Raw genomic sequence first — 14,212 nt, forward strand, 5'->3', positions numbered from 1 at the left:
CGCGCTCGCGTCCCCGCGCGCGGCGTTCATTCCTGGCTCCGCGCGAACACGTAGCCCGCACCGCGCAGCGTGAGGATGCGCCGCGGATGCCGGGGGTCGTCCTCCAGCACCGCGCGGATGCGGCTGACGTGCACGTCGATGGATCGGTCGTAGACCTCCTGCGCGCCGCTGCTCTTGACCGCGTCCAGCAGAAAGTCGCGCGACAGCACGCGCCCCGGGTGCCGGGCCAGGGCCAGCAGCAGGTCGAACTGGTAGCCGGTGAGCTGGCGCAGTTCGCCGTCGATGCGGGCGTGGCGGGCCTGCGGGTCGATCTCCAGCCGTCCGAAGCGCAGCACGTGGGTGCTGCCCGGCTGGCCCTGGCGCCTGCGCACGATGGCGCGCAGGCGCGCCAGCAGTTCGCGCGGCTCGAAGGGCTTGGCCAGGTAGTCGTCGGCGCCGAGCTCCAGGCCGATCACGCGGTCGAGCGGATCGCCGCGCGCGCTCAGCACCAGCACCGGCAGGTCGTCGCCGCCGCCGCGCAGGCGCCGGCACAGGTCCAGGCCGTCGCCGTCGGGCAGCATCAGGTCGAGGACCACGGCGTCGAAACCCGGGCCGTGGCGCGCGGACTCCAGTTCCTGCTGCGCCAGCGCCAGCGTGGGCGCGCGCCGCACGGTCCAGCCGGCCTCGGACAGGTAGTCCTCGACCATGCGGCCCAGCCGGACGTCGTCCTCGATCAGCAGCACGCGCTGGCGCAGGCCTGCCGCGGGGGAGGTGGCGGTGGCGGAGGTGGCGATTTCGGACATGGGATGGGGCCGGACAGGGGCGGGCACGACGGCCCGCTTCGCATGATGCGACGCGCGCATTGCCGCTGTGTTCGCGCGTATGTCGAAGTATTGCGCATGGCGGCCCCGCGCGCGCGCCCTGCGGGGCCGGCTATTCGCCTTCGCCGAACTTGTCGCGCACCAGTTCGTCGAGCGCCGCCAGGGCCTTCTCGGCGTCGGCTCCTTCGGCCTCCAGCACCAGGCGCGTGCCCTGGCCGGCGGCCAGCATCATGACCCCCATGATGCTCTTCGCATTGACTCGCCGCGTGCCCTTGCTGAGCCAGACCTCGCTGTCGAATTCGGAGGCCAGCTTGGTCAGCTTGGCCGACGCGCGGGCGTGCAGTCCGAGCTTGTTGCCGATCAGGATGTCGAGTCGGGGCATGGGCACGGCGCCGCGGCGGCGGCACAGGGTTCGCGGGGCGCCGGCTGCGCACAGGGCGCGGCGTCGGCCTCGACTTCGGCGATGGCGTGGCGGCCGCCCTCGATCGCGCGCTCGACCAGCCGGTCCAGCCCTTCGCGGCGATAGCACAGGCAGCGCAGCAGCATCGGCAGGTTCACGCCGCCCACCAGGCGCAGCCGCGCGTCGCCGGCGACGTCGAACACGAGGCGCCGCGCGGTATTGCAGGGCGTGGCGCCCGCGGTGTCGGCCAGCACCAGCACCTCGCCGCCGTCGGCCGCCAGGCGCGCGATGGCCCGTTGCGCCTGGCCCAGCAGGGCCAGGGTGTCGGCGTCGGGCTGCACGTCCAGCGCCTCCAGGCCCGCGGGAGTCGAGCCGTAGACGTGCTCCGCGCAGGCGCGCAGGGCGCTGGCCAGCGGAGCGTGGGCGATGATCAGGATCCCAGGCACGGGAGGGGGTATGGAGCCGGTTGGACCTTCGATGGTAGCTGCATTGCAGCAAAACCGCTTCGGGAACTCCCTGAAGCCCTTCGGGGGCCGGCGCTCAACGGGCGGCGGCCGGGGCGGCGCCCAGTTGCACGGAGCCGGCGAAGCTGTGCGCCGCATCCTCGCGGTAGTCGGCGTCCTTGGCCAACACGACGGCCTGGAACACCTGCGCGCCCTGGGCGAACAGCAGCACGTGTTCGCGCAGCGCGCCGCCGCCGGGAGCCTGGCCGGCAAGGTCGAGCTCGACGGAGTCGGCGAGGCCGGGCGCCGCGTGGCGCACCTGGGCCGCTTGCTGGCGCAGCACGCGGCCGCGGATGTTCGAGACTGCGTCGCGCCGGAGTTCGGCCAGCGCCGGCGCCACCAGCGCGGCGTCGCCCAGGTCGGCATGGGCCAGCGCGAAGGTCATGTGGGCGGCCTCGCAGCCGGTCATGCTCATGTCCAGGCGCTTGCCGGCCAGCACCACGGGCTGGGTGACATGTTGCGGCTTGCAGGGGTATTGCAGCAGGATGTCCACGCCCGGGGGACCCGCCTGGCGCCAGTCCAGCGCCGGCGAGCAGGCCCACAGCGAGCCCGCCAGCGCCGTGCCGGCCGCGATGCGCGCGGCGCGCGCGACCCGGCGCGGGATTGATCGTACGCAAGGCCTCGGCGAGGATTCGGGATTTAGCATCGTCGCATTATCCCAGCGTCCCGGATCCCGGAGTTCCCGGCAGTCCGCCACGGCCATGTCCGCCTCCGAGTCATCCGTCGCCCCCTCCCGTGCCGCGCAGCCGCGCCGCGATTTCGCGCAGCGCCTGCTCGCCGGCGCCCTGGCCGCGGCGTTGCCCGCCGCGGCCCGCGCCGCCGGGCCCGCCGCGAGTTCCTCCGGTGCCGCGGGGGCCGCCGGTGCCGGTGGAGACGCTGCGGCCGATACGCCGCTGCCGGCGGCGCGCGAACTGCGCGCCGAGGCCCGGGCAGCGGTCTCCCGCGGGCAGCCCCTGGTGCTGATGTTCAGCCTGCCGGGCTGCACCTACTGCGAACAGCTGCGCCGCAGCACCTATCGCTGGCTGCTGCGCGACGGCGTTCCCGTGGAACAGCTCGACATGGTGGCCGACTACAAGCTGGGCGGCTTCGACGGCCGCCCCACCGACGGCGCGGCGCTGGCCGCGCGTTACGGCGTGCACCTGGCCCCCACGGTGTTGTTCCTCGGCGCCGACGGGCGCGAGATCGGTGAACGCCTGGTGGGGGCCGGGGTGCCGGATTTCTACGGCGCCTTCGTCGACCGCTCGCTGGCGCAGGCGCGCAAGCACCTGCAGGGGGCGTCCGCCAGCTGAGCGGCGGCGGATCTGCACGCGCGGGATTTCCCTTATATACTCATACTGGTAGGTGTATCCGGCGGGCGCATGTTCCGCGCCACGCGAACCGGAGCACGTCACAGGCACACGGGGGCGGGAAATGCGGGTTCACGGGCTTCGAAACTTGGCGATCGCCGCGCTGGCGCTGGCGCTCGCCCCGGCGGCATGGAGCCAGCCGCGCACGCTGGATTTCGGGCAGGCCGTGGACATGGCCCTGCACCAGAATCCGGATCTGCGCGCCGTGCAGGCCCAGGTGGAGCAGGCGAGGGCGGGTGTGGCGCAGGCCCGCGGCGCGCGTCTGCCGCGCCTGAGCGCCGGCCTGGGCGCCACGCGCACCGACGACGCCTTGAACGCCTTCGGCCTGAAGCTGGCCCAGCGCGGCGCGACCTTCAACGATTTCGGCGCGGGCCAGTTCAACCCGGCCCTCCCCGGGGTGCTCGGCGTGGCGCCGGCCAACCTGAACCACCCGGCGCCGGTGAACGACTTCAGCTCCCGCCTGGAGGCGCAGCTGCCTCTGTACACCGGGGGCAAGCTGGAGGGCTACCTGCGCCAGGCGCACGCGATGCTGCTGGCCGCGCAGGCCGGCGACCGCGCCGCGCGACAGGAGATCACCGACCACGTGCTGCAGGCCTACGACGGCGTGTGGACCGCGCGTGCCTACCGGCAGGTGGCGGCCAAGGCGCTGCAGGCCGCGCAGAGCCAGGTGAACATGGTCGAGAACCTGCATCGCCAGGGCGTGGTGCTCAAGAGCGACCTGCTGGCGGCGCGCGTGAACCTGGAAAACGCACGCATCCAGCAACAGCAGGCGGACGACCTGGAAGCGCAGGCCATGGACGGACTGCACGTCGTGCTGGGCCTGCCTCTGGACCAGCCCATCGAACCGGGCCCGCCGGTGCGCGTGCGCATGCCCGAGGGCACGCCCGCGTCGTGGATCGCCAGCGCGCAGGCGGAGAACCCGCGCATGCTCGCGCTCGATGAACAGGTCGCGGCGGCCGGCGGCAAGGTGGAGGTCGCGCGCTCCGACCTGTACCCGCAGGTCGGTGCCATGGCGCGCCTAGAGACGCATGACCCGGATCCGGGCTTTTCCGCGCACAGCTACACCGTGGGCGTGCAACTGAGCTGGAACCTGTTCGACGGCGGCGTCACCCGCCGGGCCGTCGACGAGGCCGCGGCGGCGCGCGAAGCCCTGCAGCTCAAGCTGCAGTCCGCGCGCGAACAGCTGGGCATGCAGATCCTGGACGCGTCGCGCAAGGCCAGCCTGGCTTCCAGCCAGATCGCCGGCCGCGAACTGGCGGTGAGCCAGGCCGAGGAGGCCGAGCGCATCGTCGAGCAGCGCTATGCCAACGGCGTGGGCACGCTGCTGGAGTTGCAGGGCGCCCAGGCCATGCTCGACAAGGCGCGCGCCGACCTGGTGCTGGCGCGCAGCCAGGAAACGACCCAGCGCGCGGCGCTGCTGCTGGCCCTGGGCCGGCTCGACGCCGCCTCGGTGCAGGCCCGCTGACCCCCTTATCGCATGCATTCTTCCGTCGAGACTGCCATGACTCATCCTTCCTTGCCGGCCGCGCTGAAGCCGCTGGCGATCGCGCCTGTGCTCGCGCTGGCCGTGGTGCTGGCCGCGGGGTGCTCCCGCCACGAACCGGCCCCGCGCGAAGCGGCGCCGCGCGTGGTCGATGCGCGCACCCTGACCCTGGCCGCCCGGGACGCCGCCACGCGCACCCTGCTCAGCGGCGTGGTCGCGTCCAGCCAGCAAGTGCAGGTGGCCTCGCGCCTGATGGGCTACATCCGCTCGGTCGACGTGCACGAGGGTCAGCGCGTGAAGGCCGGGCAGACCCTGCTGCAGATCGACCCCACCGACATCGAGGGGCAGGTCGCGCAGGCGCGCGCCGGCCTGGCGCAGGCGCAGGCCAACCTGGCCGACGCGCAGACGGACTACCAGCGCTTCGGCAAGCTCTATCGCGCCGACGCGGTGACGCGCCAGCAATGGGACGGTATCCAGTTGCGCTACAAGGTGGCGCAGCAGCAGGTCGCCGCCGCGCGCGCCGGTTTCGACACCGCCTCGTCGCAGATGCGCTATGCCCGCGTGAGCTCGCCCATCGACGGCGTGGTGGTGCAGAAGATGGCCAACGCCGGCGACCTGGCCACGCCGGGACGCCCGCTGCTGGTGGTCGAGGGCGAGGGCCGTCTGCAGGTGCGGGTGCAGGCGCCGGCCGAGGTGTTCGAGCGCCTGCGCATCGGCGAGCAGGTCCCGGTGCTCGCGGGCACGCGCGAATGGCCCGGCACCGTGGCCGAGGCGGTGCCGGTGGCCGACCCGCTGAGCCACACCCACGCGGTGAAGATCGACCTGCCGGCGCAGGCGGGGCTGGCCAGCGGCAGTTTCGTGCGCGTGGCCTTCGCGCTGGGCAGCGCGCCGCAGTTGCGCCTGCCCGTATCCGCGCTGGTCGAGCGCGCCGGCATGCAGGGTGTGTTCGTGGTCGACGCGCAGGGCATCGCGCACTTCCGGCTGGTGCGCACCGGCGAGGCGGCCGGCGGACTGGTCGACGTGCAGGCGGGCCTGCAGCCCGGCGAGACCGTGGTGACCAGCGATCTGGACCAGATGCTCAACGGCGTGAAGGTCGGTGGAGGCCATCGTGGCTGAACCTGTCGGCATGAACAGCGCGGGCCGGCTGGCGCGCGCCTTCATCAGCTCCAAGATCACCGCGCTGGTGATGCTGGCGCTGACCCTGGCGGGCGTGCTGGCGCTGCTGGTCACGCCGCGTGAGTACAACCCGCAGATCGTCGTTCCGGCGGTCAACATCATCGTGGCCAAGCCCGGTGCCGGGCCGCGCGAGATCCACGACCTGGTGGTCAAGCCCCTGGAGGCCATCATGGCCTCGATGTCGGGGGTGGATCACACCTACGGCTACGCGACCAACGATTTCGGCGTCGTCACCGTGCAGTTCAAGGTCGGCGAGGACCAGCAGAAAAGCCTGGTCAAGATGTACAACCAGCTGATGAGCAACCTCGACCGCATCCCCCCCGGGGCGATGCAGCCGGTGGTCAAGCCCATCGACGTCGACGACGTGCCCATCCTGACCGTGACCCTGAGTTCGCAAACCCTGGGCCAGAGCCAGCTGCGCGAGGTGGGCACGAAGATCCTGGCCCACCTGCGCGGCACCCCCGGGGTGTCCTTCAGCCAGGTGGCCGGCGGCGCGCCGCGCGCGGTCAACGTGTGGATCTCTCCGCCCAGGCTGGCGGCCTCGGGGCTTTCGCTGCAGCAGGTCGACCAGGTGCTGCGCGGCAGCAACGCCGCCGCGCCGCTGGGCACGGTGGTCGACGCCAATCGCGTCGTGCCGGTGCGCATCGACAGCTTCCTGGGCGGCGCGCGCGAGGTCGGCGACATCCTGATCGGCGCGCCCGACGGCAAGCCCGTGTACCTGAAGGACGTGGCGCGGGTGGAGGACGGCCCCGAGGAGACCGACTCGCTGTCGCACTTCGCCTGGGGGCCGGCGGCCGAGGGCCGCCCGCAGGGACAGGAGATGAACGCGGTGACCCTGGTCATCGCGAAAAAGGCCGGGACCAACGCGGTGGTGGTGGTCGACGCGGTGCTGCGCAAGCTCAAGACCCTGGAGTCGTGGGCGCTCCCGCAGGGCGTGCAGGTGACCGTCACCCGCAACGACGGCGCGAAGGCCGACGAGGCCGTCAACACCCTGGTGGAACACCTCGGGGTGGCCATCGTCAGCGTGTCGGTGCTGCTGTGGCTGTTCCTGGGCTGGCGCGAGGCGGCCATCGTCACGCTGACCGTGCCGCTGACCCTGTTCGCGGTGCTGACCGTGGACCTGATCGTCGGCGAGACCATCAACCGCATCACCCTGTTCGCGCTGATCCTCTCGCTGGGCCTGCTGGTCGACGGGGCGATCGTGGTGATCGAGAACATCCACCGGCATCTGCACCACGGGCCGCCGGGCGACTTCGTGCGCACCGTGGTGCACGCTACCAACGAGATCGGCAATCCGACCAACATGGCCACGCTGGCGGTGATCCTGGCCTTCGTCCCCATGGCTTTCGTCACCGGCATGATGGGCCCGTTCATGCGCCCGATCCCGGTCAACGTGCCAGTGGCGATGATCGCCTCGCTGCTGCTGGCCTACACCGTGGTGCCGTGGGCGGCGCGCGCCTGGCTGTCGAAAAAGGCTGCGCGCGTGCAGCTGCAGCGCAGCGAGCCCCTGGAGGAAAGGCCCGGGGAAAGCGGCGCGCACCAGCCCGACCGCCTGCATCGTTCCTACCTACGGGTGTTCGAGCCGCTGCTGCGCAGCCGCAGGCGCCGCAACCTGATGCTGCTGGCCGTGCTGGTGCTGCTGCTGGCGGCGATGCTGATGCCGGCCTGGCAATTCATCCGCCCCTCGGGCATGAACGGTCCGCTGTCGCCGCTGGGGGTGGAGCTCAAGATGCTGCCCAACGACAACACCAACAGCTTCCTGGTGGAAGTCGACACCCCGGCGGGCTCCTCGCTGGAGCGCACCGACGAGGTCGCGCGCGCGGTCGGCGACGTGCTGGCGCGCAACCCCGACGTGGTCGACTACCAGACCTTCGTGGGCATGGCCGCGCCGATCGACTTCGCCGCGCTGGTGCGCGGGGACGACCTCAAGCGTGGCGACAATTTCGCCCAGATCCGCGTCAACCTGCTTCCCAAGGACCGGCGCGCGATGGCCTCGCACGCCATCGTGCAGCAGTTGCACGAGCAGCTGGCGCCGCTGCGCGCGCGTTTCGCCTCCACCGTCATCAAGCTGTACGAGACCCCGCCGGGGCCGCCGGTGCGCTCGCAGGTCATGGCCGAGCTGTACGGCCCGTCCTACGCGCAGCTGCGCGAGGTGGCCGGCCAGGTGCTGGGCGATTTCGACCGCAGCTACGGCATGATGAACCAGGACGATTCGGTGACCGCCACCACCGACGAGTACCGCATCGTCATCGACCGCAGCAAGGCCGCGCAGTCGGGCATCGTGCCCGGGCAGGTGATCGGGCTTCTGCACGACTACCTGTCCGGCATGGGGGTCGGCGCGGTGCACCAGGCCGGCGCCGACGAGCCGGTGAGCATCGTCGTGCGCGTCTCGCGCGCCGAGCGCCAGTCGCCGCGGCAGCTGCTGGACATGCCCATCCGCGGCGCCGGCGGACGCATCGTGCCGCTGGGGGCGATCGCCCGCGTGGAGCGCACCGACCTGGCCAAGCCCATCTACACCCGCGACCAGCACCCGGTGGTCTACGTGGGCGGCGAGATGGCGCGCTCGAGCCCCGTGTACGCCACCCTCAGCCTGAACAGCCGCCTCGACGGCAAGCGCCTGGCCGACGGCACCGCGCTGCGTACCGGTAACCTCGGCTTCACCGACACGCCGCCGTCCGACCTCAAGGGCTACCAGCTGCTGTGGGGCGGCGAGATGCGCCTGACCCTGGACGTGTTCCGCGACCTCGGCTCGGCCTTCCTCGTCGCCCTGGTGTTCATCTATCTGCTGCTGGTGGCCTACTACAAGTCCTTCATGCTGCCGGTGATCGTCATGGGGGCCATCCCCCTGACGCTGATCGGGGTCTTCCCCGGCCACTGGCTGACCCAGCAGGCCTTCACCGCGACCTCGATGATCGGGGTCATCGCGCTGGCCGGCATCGTGGTGCGCAACTCCCTGCTGCTGATCGACTTCATCCTCGACTACCGCGCGCGCGGCTACAGCCTGGAGGAATCGGTGGCTCAGGCCGGCGCGGTGCGCCTGCGCCCGATCCTGCTGACGGCGCTGGCCATCATCTTCGGCTCGGCCATCATGATCACCGACCCGGTGTTCGGCGGCCTGGCGGTGTCGCTGATCTTCGGCACCCTGCTGTCGACCCTGCTGACCCTGATCGTGATCCCGCTGATCTACTACATCTGGCAGGTCCGATTCGTCGTTCCGCGCGCCGCGCGCGCAAGCTGACATCCCGGAGAACTCCATGACCACCGAACGCTACATCCGCATCCTCGCCGGCAGCTTCATCCTCGTGTCGCTGCTGCTCGGCGCCCCCGCCAGCCCGCTGTACGTGTCCAGCTGGTTCCTGTGGTTCACCGCCTTCGTCGGGGCCAACCTGCTGCAGTTCGGATTCACCAACTTCTGCCCCATGGCGCTGATCCTGCGCCGCCTGGGGGTTTCCGACGCCGCGCCCTGCGCGCGCTGAAGCGGCGGGGCGGCCATGGCGGGAAAGGCACATAGCCGCCGCAGTGGGTATCATCGGCGCAGCGCCGGCGACGTACCGGACGCGAAATCCCCCCATTGCGGAGACTCCTCGATGTCCGTTTTGACCAATGCCGCGTCGCGCACCGACATCCTGAATCGGCTCAAACGCGCCGAGGGCCAGTTGCGCGGCGTGCAGCGCATGATCGACGAGGGCGAGCCCTGCCTGAAAGTTGCCCAGCAGCTCTCCGCGGTGCGCAAGGCGCTCGACAGCACCTTCGTGCGCATGACCGTCTGTTTCATCGAGCAGGAACTCGACGCCCGCCTGGAAGGCAGCAATGCCGAGAAGTCGAGCCTGGACGCGATGATGGAAGAGATGGAGACCCTGCTCGCCCGCATGAATTGATCGATTGACCCGCCTGCGGCGGGTCAAGCGATCAACGCGCCGCCGAGGCAGATTTCGCCGTCGTAGAGCACGGCGGACTGGCCGGGGGTGACGGCCCACTGGGGGTGCTCGAAGGCCAGGCTCAGCGTGTGCGTGTCGGCTTGCAGCACGGTGCAGGGGGCGTCGCTCTGGCGGTAGCGGGTCTTGGCGCCCAGGCGCGAGCCCGCGGCCGGGGGCTGCCCGGACACCCAGGAGGCTTCCTGCGCCAGCAGGCGCGAGCTCAGCAGCCAGGGATGGTCGTGCCCCTGCACCACGTACAGGGTGTTGGTGGCCATGTCCTTGCGCGCGACGAACCAGGGCTCGCCGGTCCCGTCGCGGCTGCCGCCCAGGCCGATACCCTTGCGCTGGCCCAGGGTGTAGAAGGCCAGTCCCACGTGCTCGCCGACCTGCTCGCCCTCGGGGGTGCGCATGGCGCCGGGGCGCGTGGGCAGGTAGCGGTTGAGAAACTCGCGGAAGGGGCGTTCGCCGATGAAACAGATGCCGGTGGAGTCCTTCTTGCGTGCATTGGGCAGCCCGATGGATCCGGCGATGCGCCGCACCTCGGTCTTGGGCAGCTCGCCCACCGGGAACAGGGTGCGGCACAGCTGGTCCTGGTTCAGGCGGTGCAGAAAGTAGCTCTGGTCCTTCGAGGCGTCGAGCCCGCGAAGCAGCTGCACGCCGCCGTCGGTTGCGCGTACCCGCGCGTAATGCCCGGTGGCGATGCGCTCGGCCCCCAGGCTCACCGCGTGGTCCAGGAAGGCCTTGAACTTGATCTCGGCGTTGCACAGCACGTCCGGATTGGGCGTGCGTCCGGCCTGGTATTCGCGCAGGAATTCCGCGAACACCCGTTCCTTGTATTCGGCGGAAAAATTCACCGCCTCGATGTCGATGCCGATCAGGTCGGCCACGCTGACCGCGTCCAGCCAGTCCTGCCGCGTGGAACAGTACTCGCCGTCGTCGTCGTCCTCCCAGTTCTTCATGAACAGGCCCACGACCTCGTAGCCCTGCTGCTTGAGCAGCCAGGCCGACACGGAGGAGTCGACACCGCCGGACATGCCGACGACGACGCGGGGACGAGGGGAAGCCATCGGCGAATTCTAGGGCTTGCCTTGCTGCACCGCCGCATCGCCGTGCAGCATGTCCAGCGGCCAGCGCCGCCCCCCCGCGTGGTCCAGCGCGCATTGCAGCACCGAAGGGCTGCGGTGGCGCTCGCGACTGGCCCGCAGTTCCTCCAGGCTCATCCACAGGGTGCGCACGATGCCGTGGTCCAGCGCGCGCGAGGGATCGTGCGCGCCCAGCTCGCCGGTGAAGGCGAAGCGCACGTAGTGCACCGGCGCTCCCCGGCGCGTGCCGTGGCTCTGGTAGACCCCGAGCAGCGCGGTGGGGCGGAAGGCGTGCGCGGTTTCCTCCAGGGTTTCGCGCGTAACCGCGTGCAACAGATCCTCGCCGGCTTCGAGGTGACCGGCCGGGTTGTTCAGGCGCAGGCCCTGCGGCGTGTGCTCCTCGACCAGCAGGAAGCGTCCGTCGCGTTCGATGACGGCGGCGACGGTGACGTGTGGGAGATTCGAATCGGACATGGTGGATTTTCCGGGTCTCGGAAAGCGCATTTTCGTGGAGCCGCCGGCTTTCGACCATAATCAGTGGTTTCGAATCACGAGGGGATCTCCATGCGCATAGGAGTCGCTGCCGAAATCGTGGCGGGCGAGGCGCGGGTTGCCGCCACCGCGGAAACCGTCAAGAAACTGGTCGGGCAGCAGCACGAGGTGCTGGTGCAGAAGGGGGCGGGGCTGCGCGCCGGGGTGCTGGACGCGGACTACGAGGCGGCCGGCGCGAAGCTGGTGGACGCCGAGGCGGCGCTGGGCGCCGAGCTGGTGCTGAAGGTGCGCCGCCCGCAGGCCGAGGAGCTCGGGCGCATGCGCGCGGGCGCGGCCGTGGTGGGCATGCTCGAGCCCTTCGACGAGGAGGGGCTGCGGGCGATGGCGGCGGCGGGGCTGAGCGCCTTCGCGCTGGAGGCGGCGCCGCGCACGACGCGCGCGCAGAGCCTGGACGTGCTGTCCAGCCAGGCCAACATCGCCGGCTACAAGGCGGTGCTGGTGGCCGCCGACCTGTACCCGCGCTTCATGCCCATGCTGATGACGGCGGCCGGCACGGTCAAGGCGGCGCGCCTGGTGGTGCTGGGGGCGGGCGTGGCCGGGCTGCAGGCCATTGCCACGGCCAAGCGCCTGGGCGCGGTGGTGGAGGCTTCCGACGTGCGCCCGGCGGCGCGCGAGCAGGTGGAGTCGCTGGGGGCGAAGTTCATCGACGTGCCCTTCGAGACCGACGAGGAGCGCGAGATCGCGCAGGGCGTGGGCGGCTACGCGCGGCCGATGCCGCAGTCGTGGCTGGCGCGCCAGGCCGCGCAGGTGGCCGCGCGGGTGCGCCAGGCCGACATCGTGATCAGCACGGCGCTGATCCCGGGGCGGCGCGCGCCCACGCTGGTCAGCGAGGAGATGGTGCGCTCCATGCGTGCCGGCTCGGTGCTGGTGGACATGGCGGCCGCGCAGGGGGGCAACTGCCCGCTGAGCGAGGCCGACCGTGTGGTGCTCAAGCACGGCGTGACCATCGTCGGGCACACCAACCTGCCCTCGATGATGGCCGCCGACGCCTCCAGCCTGTACGCGCGCAACGTGCTGGACTTCCTCAAGCTGGTGCTGGACAAGGACAAGGGGCTGGTGGTGAACCTGGAAGACGACATCGTCAACGCCTGCCTGGTCACCCAGGGCGGCGAGGTCCGCAGGAAGAACTCCTGAGACTCGACGCGAACCGGAGAACGAACATGCATGAGATTTCCCCGCTGGTGATCAACCTGATCATTTTCGTCCTGTCGATTTACGTGGGTTATCACGTGGTATGGACGGTGACGCCGGCGCTGCACACGCCGCTGATGTCGGTGACCAATGCCATCTCGGCCATCATCATCGTGGGGGCCATGCTGGCGGCGGCGCTGACCGTCACGCCGGTGGGGCGCGTCATGGGCATGCTGGCGGTGGCGATGGCCTCGGTCAACGTGTTCGGGGGTTTCCTGGTGACCCGGCGCATGCTGGCGATGTTCAAGAAGAAGGAACGTGCGACGCCCGGCTCGGGCGCCTGAAGCACGACCCCGCATAGTTCCAAGGATTTGTCATGACCCTCAGCATGAATCTGGTCACCCTGTTGTATCTCGTGGCCTCGGTGTTCTTCATTCAGGCTCTCAAGGGCCTTTCGCATCCGAAGAGCAGCCGGCGCGGCAATCTGTTCGGCATGCTCGGCATGGCGCTGGCCGTGCTGACCACGGTGGCGCTGATCGTGAAGATCGGTGGCGAGGCCGGCGCTTCGGGCCTGGTGTACGTGCTGCTCGCGCTGGTGGTGGGCGCGGCCATCGGCTCGGTGATGGCGCAGCGCGTGCAGATGACCAAGATGCCCGAGCTGGTGGCCTTCATGCACAGCATGATCGGCCTGTCGGCGGTGTGCATCGCGATCGCCGAGGTGGCCGAGCCGCATGCCTTCGGCATCGTGCCGTCCGCGGGCATGGCGCTGCCGCACGGCAACCGGGTGGAACTGTTCATCGGGGCCATCGTGGGGGCCATCACCTTCAGCGGCTCGGTGATCGCCTTCGGCAAGCTGTCGGGCAAGTACAAGTTCCGGCTGTTCCAGGGCGCGCCGGTGCGCTTTGCCGGCCAGCATGCGCTGAACCTGGTGCTGGCGCTGGCCACGCTGGGGCTGGGGCTGGCCTTCTGGTACGGCGCGCAGTGGACGCCGTTCCTGCTGATGCTGGCGCTGGCCTTCGTGCTGGGGGTGCTGATCATCATCCCCATCGGCGGGGCCGACATGCCGGTGGTGGTGTCCATGCTCAACAGCTACTCGGGCTGGGCGGCCGCGGGTATCGGCTTCTCGCTGGAAAACAGCATGCTGATCATCGCCGGCAGCCTGGTGGGCTCGAGCGGGGCGATCCTGTCGTACATCATGTGCAAGGCGATGAACCGCTCGTTCTTCAACGTGATCCTGGGCGGCTTCGGAGGCGAGGCGGCGCCCGCCGCGGCGGGCGCGGCCGAGCAGCGCAGCGTGCGCTCGGGCAGCCCGGACGACGCGGCCTTCCTGCTGACCAACGCCGAGAGCGTGATCATCGTGCCGGGCTACGGGCTGGCGGTGGCGCGCGCGCAGCATGCGCTCAAGGAACTGGCGCAAAAGCTGGGCGAGCACGGGGTGAGCGTGAAATACGCCATCCACCCGGTGGCCGGGCGCATGCCGGGGCATATGAACGTGCTGCTGGCCGAGGCCGAGGTGCCCTACGACCAGGTGTTCGAGATGGAGGACATCAACCCCGAGTTCGCGCAGGCCGACGTGGCCGTGGTGCTGGGGGCCAACGACGTGGTGAATCCGGCCGCGCGCACCGACCCCAAATCCCCCATCGCCGGCATGCCCATCCTGGACGCCTTCAAGGCCAAGACGGTCATCGTGAACAAACGCTCCATGGCCACCGGCTATGCCGGGCTGGATAATGATTTGTTCTACCTGGACAAAACCATGATGGTGTTCGGGGATGCCAAGAAGGTCATCGAGGACATCGCCAAGGCCATCGAATAACGGGAC

At 70.5% G+C, this 14,212-nt stretch carries 15 protein-coding genes; 9 read left to right on the forward strand and 6 right to left on the reverse strand.

Annotation, left to right across the window (positions count from 1 at the left end):
* Positions 1 to 26 precede the first annotated feature (26 nt).
* The 4 genes from D466_RS0115130 to D466_RS21960 form a co-directional block, all read right to left on the reverse strand.
* Entirely contained in the window at positions 27 to 782 is a 756-nt protein-coding gene (locus tag D466_RS0115130; protein WP_018914553.1) for a response regulator, read from the reverse strand.
* Positions 783 to 912: 130 nt separating this feature from the next.
* Entirely contained in the window at positions 913 to 1,182 is a 270-nt protein-coding gene (locus tag D466_RS0115135) for an HPr family phosphocarrier protein (protein ID WP_018914554.1), read from the reverse strand.
* Positions 1,161 to 1,646: a PTS sugar transporter subunit IIA gene (locus D466_RS0115140; protein WP_018914555.1), complete on the reverse strand. Its 486-nt coding sequence runs from the start codon at positions 1,644 to 1,646 to the stop codon at positions 1,161 to 1,163. Before D466_RS0115140 ends, D466_RS0115135 begins: the two co-directional genes overlap by 22 nt.
* 94 nt (positions 1,647 to 1,740) lie before the next feature.
* Complete coding sequence (locus D466_RS21960; RefSeq protein WP_018914556.1) at positions 1,741 to 2,349, reverse strand: hypothetical protein; 609 nt, start codon at positions 2,347 to 2,349, stop codon at positions 1,741 to 1,743.
* Positions 2,350 to 2,404: 55 nt separating this feature from the next.
* On the opposite strand from D466_RS21960, the gene D466_RS21965 reads away from it, so the two are divergent.
* From D466_RS21965 to D466_RS0115175, 6 genes are all read left to right on the forward strand, one after another.
* Positions 2,405 to 2,992: a thioredoxin fold domain-containing protein gene (locus D466_RS21965; RefSeq protein WP_018914557.1), complete on the forward strand. Its 588-nt coding sequence runs from the start codon at positions 2,405 to 2,407 to the stop codon at positions 2,990 to 2,992.
* A gap of 145 nt (positions 2,993 to 3,137) precedes the next feature.
* Complete coding sequence (locus D466_RS0115155) at positions 3,138 to 4,514, forward strand: TolC family protein (protein ID WP_018914558.1); 1,377 nt, start codon at positions 3,138 to 3,140, stop codon at positions 4,512 to 4,514.
* A gap of 36 nt (positions 4,515 to 4,550) precedes the next feature.
* Positions 4,551 to 5,648 carry an efflux RND transporter periplasmic adaptor subunit gene (locus D466_RS0115160; protein ID WP_018914559.1) on the forward strand — a complete coding sequence of 366 codons (1,098 nt, stop codon included), beginning with the start codon at positions 4,551 to 4,553 and terminating at the stop codon, positions 5,646 to 5,648.
* Complete coding sequence (locus tag D466_RS0115165; RefSeq protein WP_026285332.1) at positions 5,641 to 8,946, forward strand: efflux RND transporter permease subunit; 3,306 nt, start codon at positions 5,641 to 5,643, stop codon at positions 8,944 to 8,946. Before D466_RS0115160 ends, D466_RS0115165 begins: the two co-directional genes overlap by 8 nt.
* Before the next feature lie 16 nt (positions 8,947 to 8,962).
* Positions 8,963 to 9,184 carry a DUF2892 domain-containing protein gene (locus tag D466_RS0115170; protein ID WP_018914561.1) on the forward strand — a complete coding sequence of 74 codons (222 nt, stop codon included), beginning with the start codon at positions 8,963 to 8,965 and terminating at the stop codon, positions 9,182 to 9,184.
* 111 nt (positions 9,185 to 9,295) lie between these two features.
* Positions 9,296 to 9,586, forward strand: coding sequence for a metal-sensing transcriptional repressor (locus tag D466_RS0115175; protein ID WP_018914562.1), 291 nt, complete (start codon positions 9,296 to 9,298; stop codon positions 9,584 to 9,586).
* A 23-nt stretch (positions 9,587 to 9,609) separates the two neighbouring features.
* Here the strand turns inward: D466_RS0115175 and mnmA are convergent, their stop codons facing one another.
* Complete coding sequence (gene mnmA / locus D466_RS0115180; protein ID WP_038166441.1) at positions 9,610 to 10,692, reverse strand: tRNA 2-thiouridine(34) synthase MnmA; 1,083 nt, start codon at positions 10,690 to 10,692, stop codon at positions 9,610 to 9,612.
* Between the two features lie 9 nt (positions 10,693 to 10,701).
* Positions 10,702 to 11,181, reverse strand: a complete 480-nt coding sequence (locus D466_RS0115185; protein WP_018914564.1) for an NUDIX hydrolase — start codon at positions 11,179 to 11,181, stop codon at positions 10,702 to 10,704.
* A 90-nt stretch (positions 11,182 to 11,271) separates the two neighbouring features.
* Here D466_RS0115185 and D466_RS0115190 point away from each other — a divergent pair, with 90 nt between their 5' ends.
* From D466_RS0115190 to D466_RS0115200, 3 genes are read left to right on the forward strand one after another with little or no spacing between them, the layout of a single operon-like run.
* Complete coding sequence (locus D466_RS0115190) at positions 11,272 to 12,393, forward strand: Re/Si-specific NAD(P)(+) transhydrogenase subunit alpha (protein WP_018914565.1); 1,122 nt, start codon at positions 11,272 to 11,274, stop codon at positions 12,391 to 12,393.
* 26 nt (positions 12,394 to 12,419) lie between these two features.
* Entirely contained in the window at positions 12,420 to 12,734 is a 315-nt protein-coding gene (locus D466_RS0115195) for an NAD(P) transhydrogenase subunit alpha (protein WP_018914566.1), read from the forward strand.
* A gap of 32 nt (positions 12,735 to 12,766) precedes the next feature.
* Positions 12,767 to 14,206, forward strand: coding sequence for an NAD(P)(+) transhydrogenase (Re/Si-specific) subunit beta (locus D466_RS0115200; RefSeq protein WP_018914567.1), 1,440 nt, complete (start codon positions 12,767 to 12,769; stop codon positions 14,204 to 14,206).
* Positions 14,207 to 14,212: the final 6 nt, after the last annotated feature.

This window comes from Thiomonas sp. FB-6 (assembly GCF_000377645.1).
Classification (GTDB): domain Bacteria; phylum Pseudomonadota; class Gammaproteobacteria; order Burkholderiales; family Burkholderiaceae_C; genus Thiomonas_A.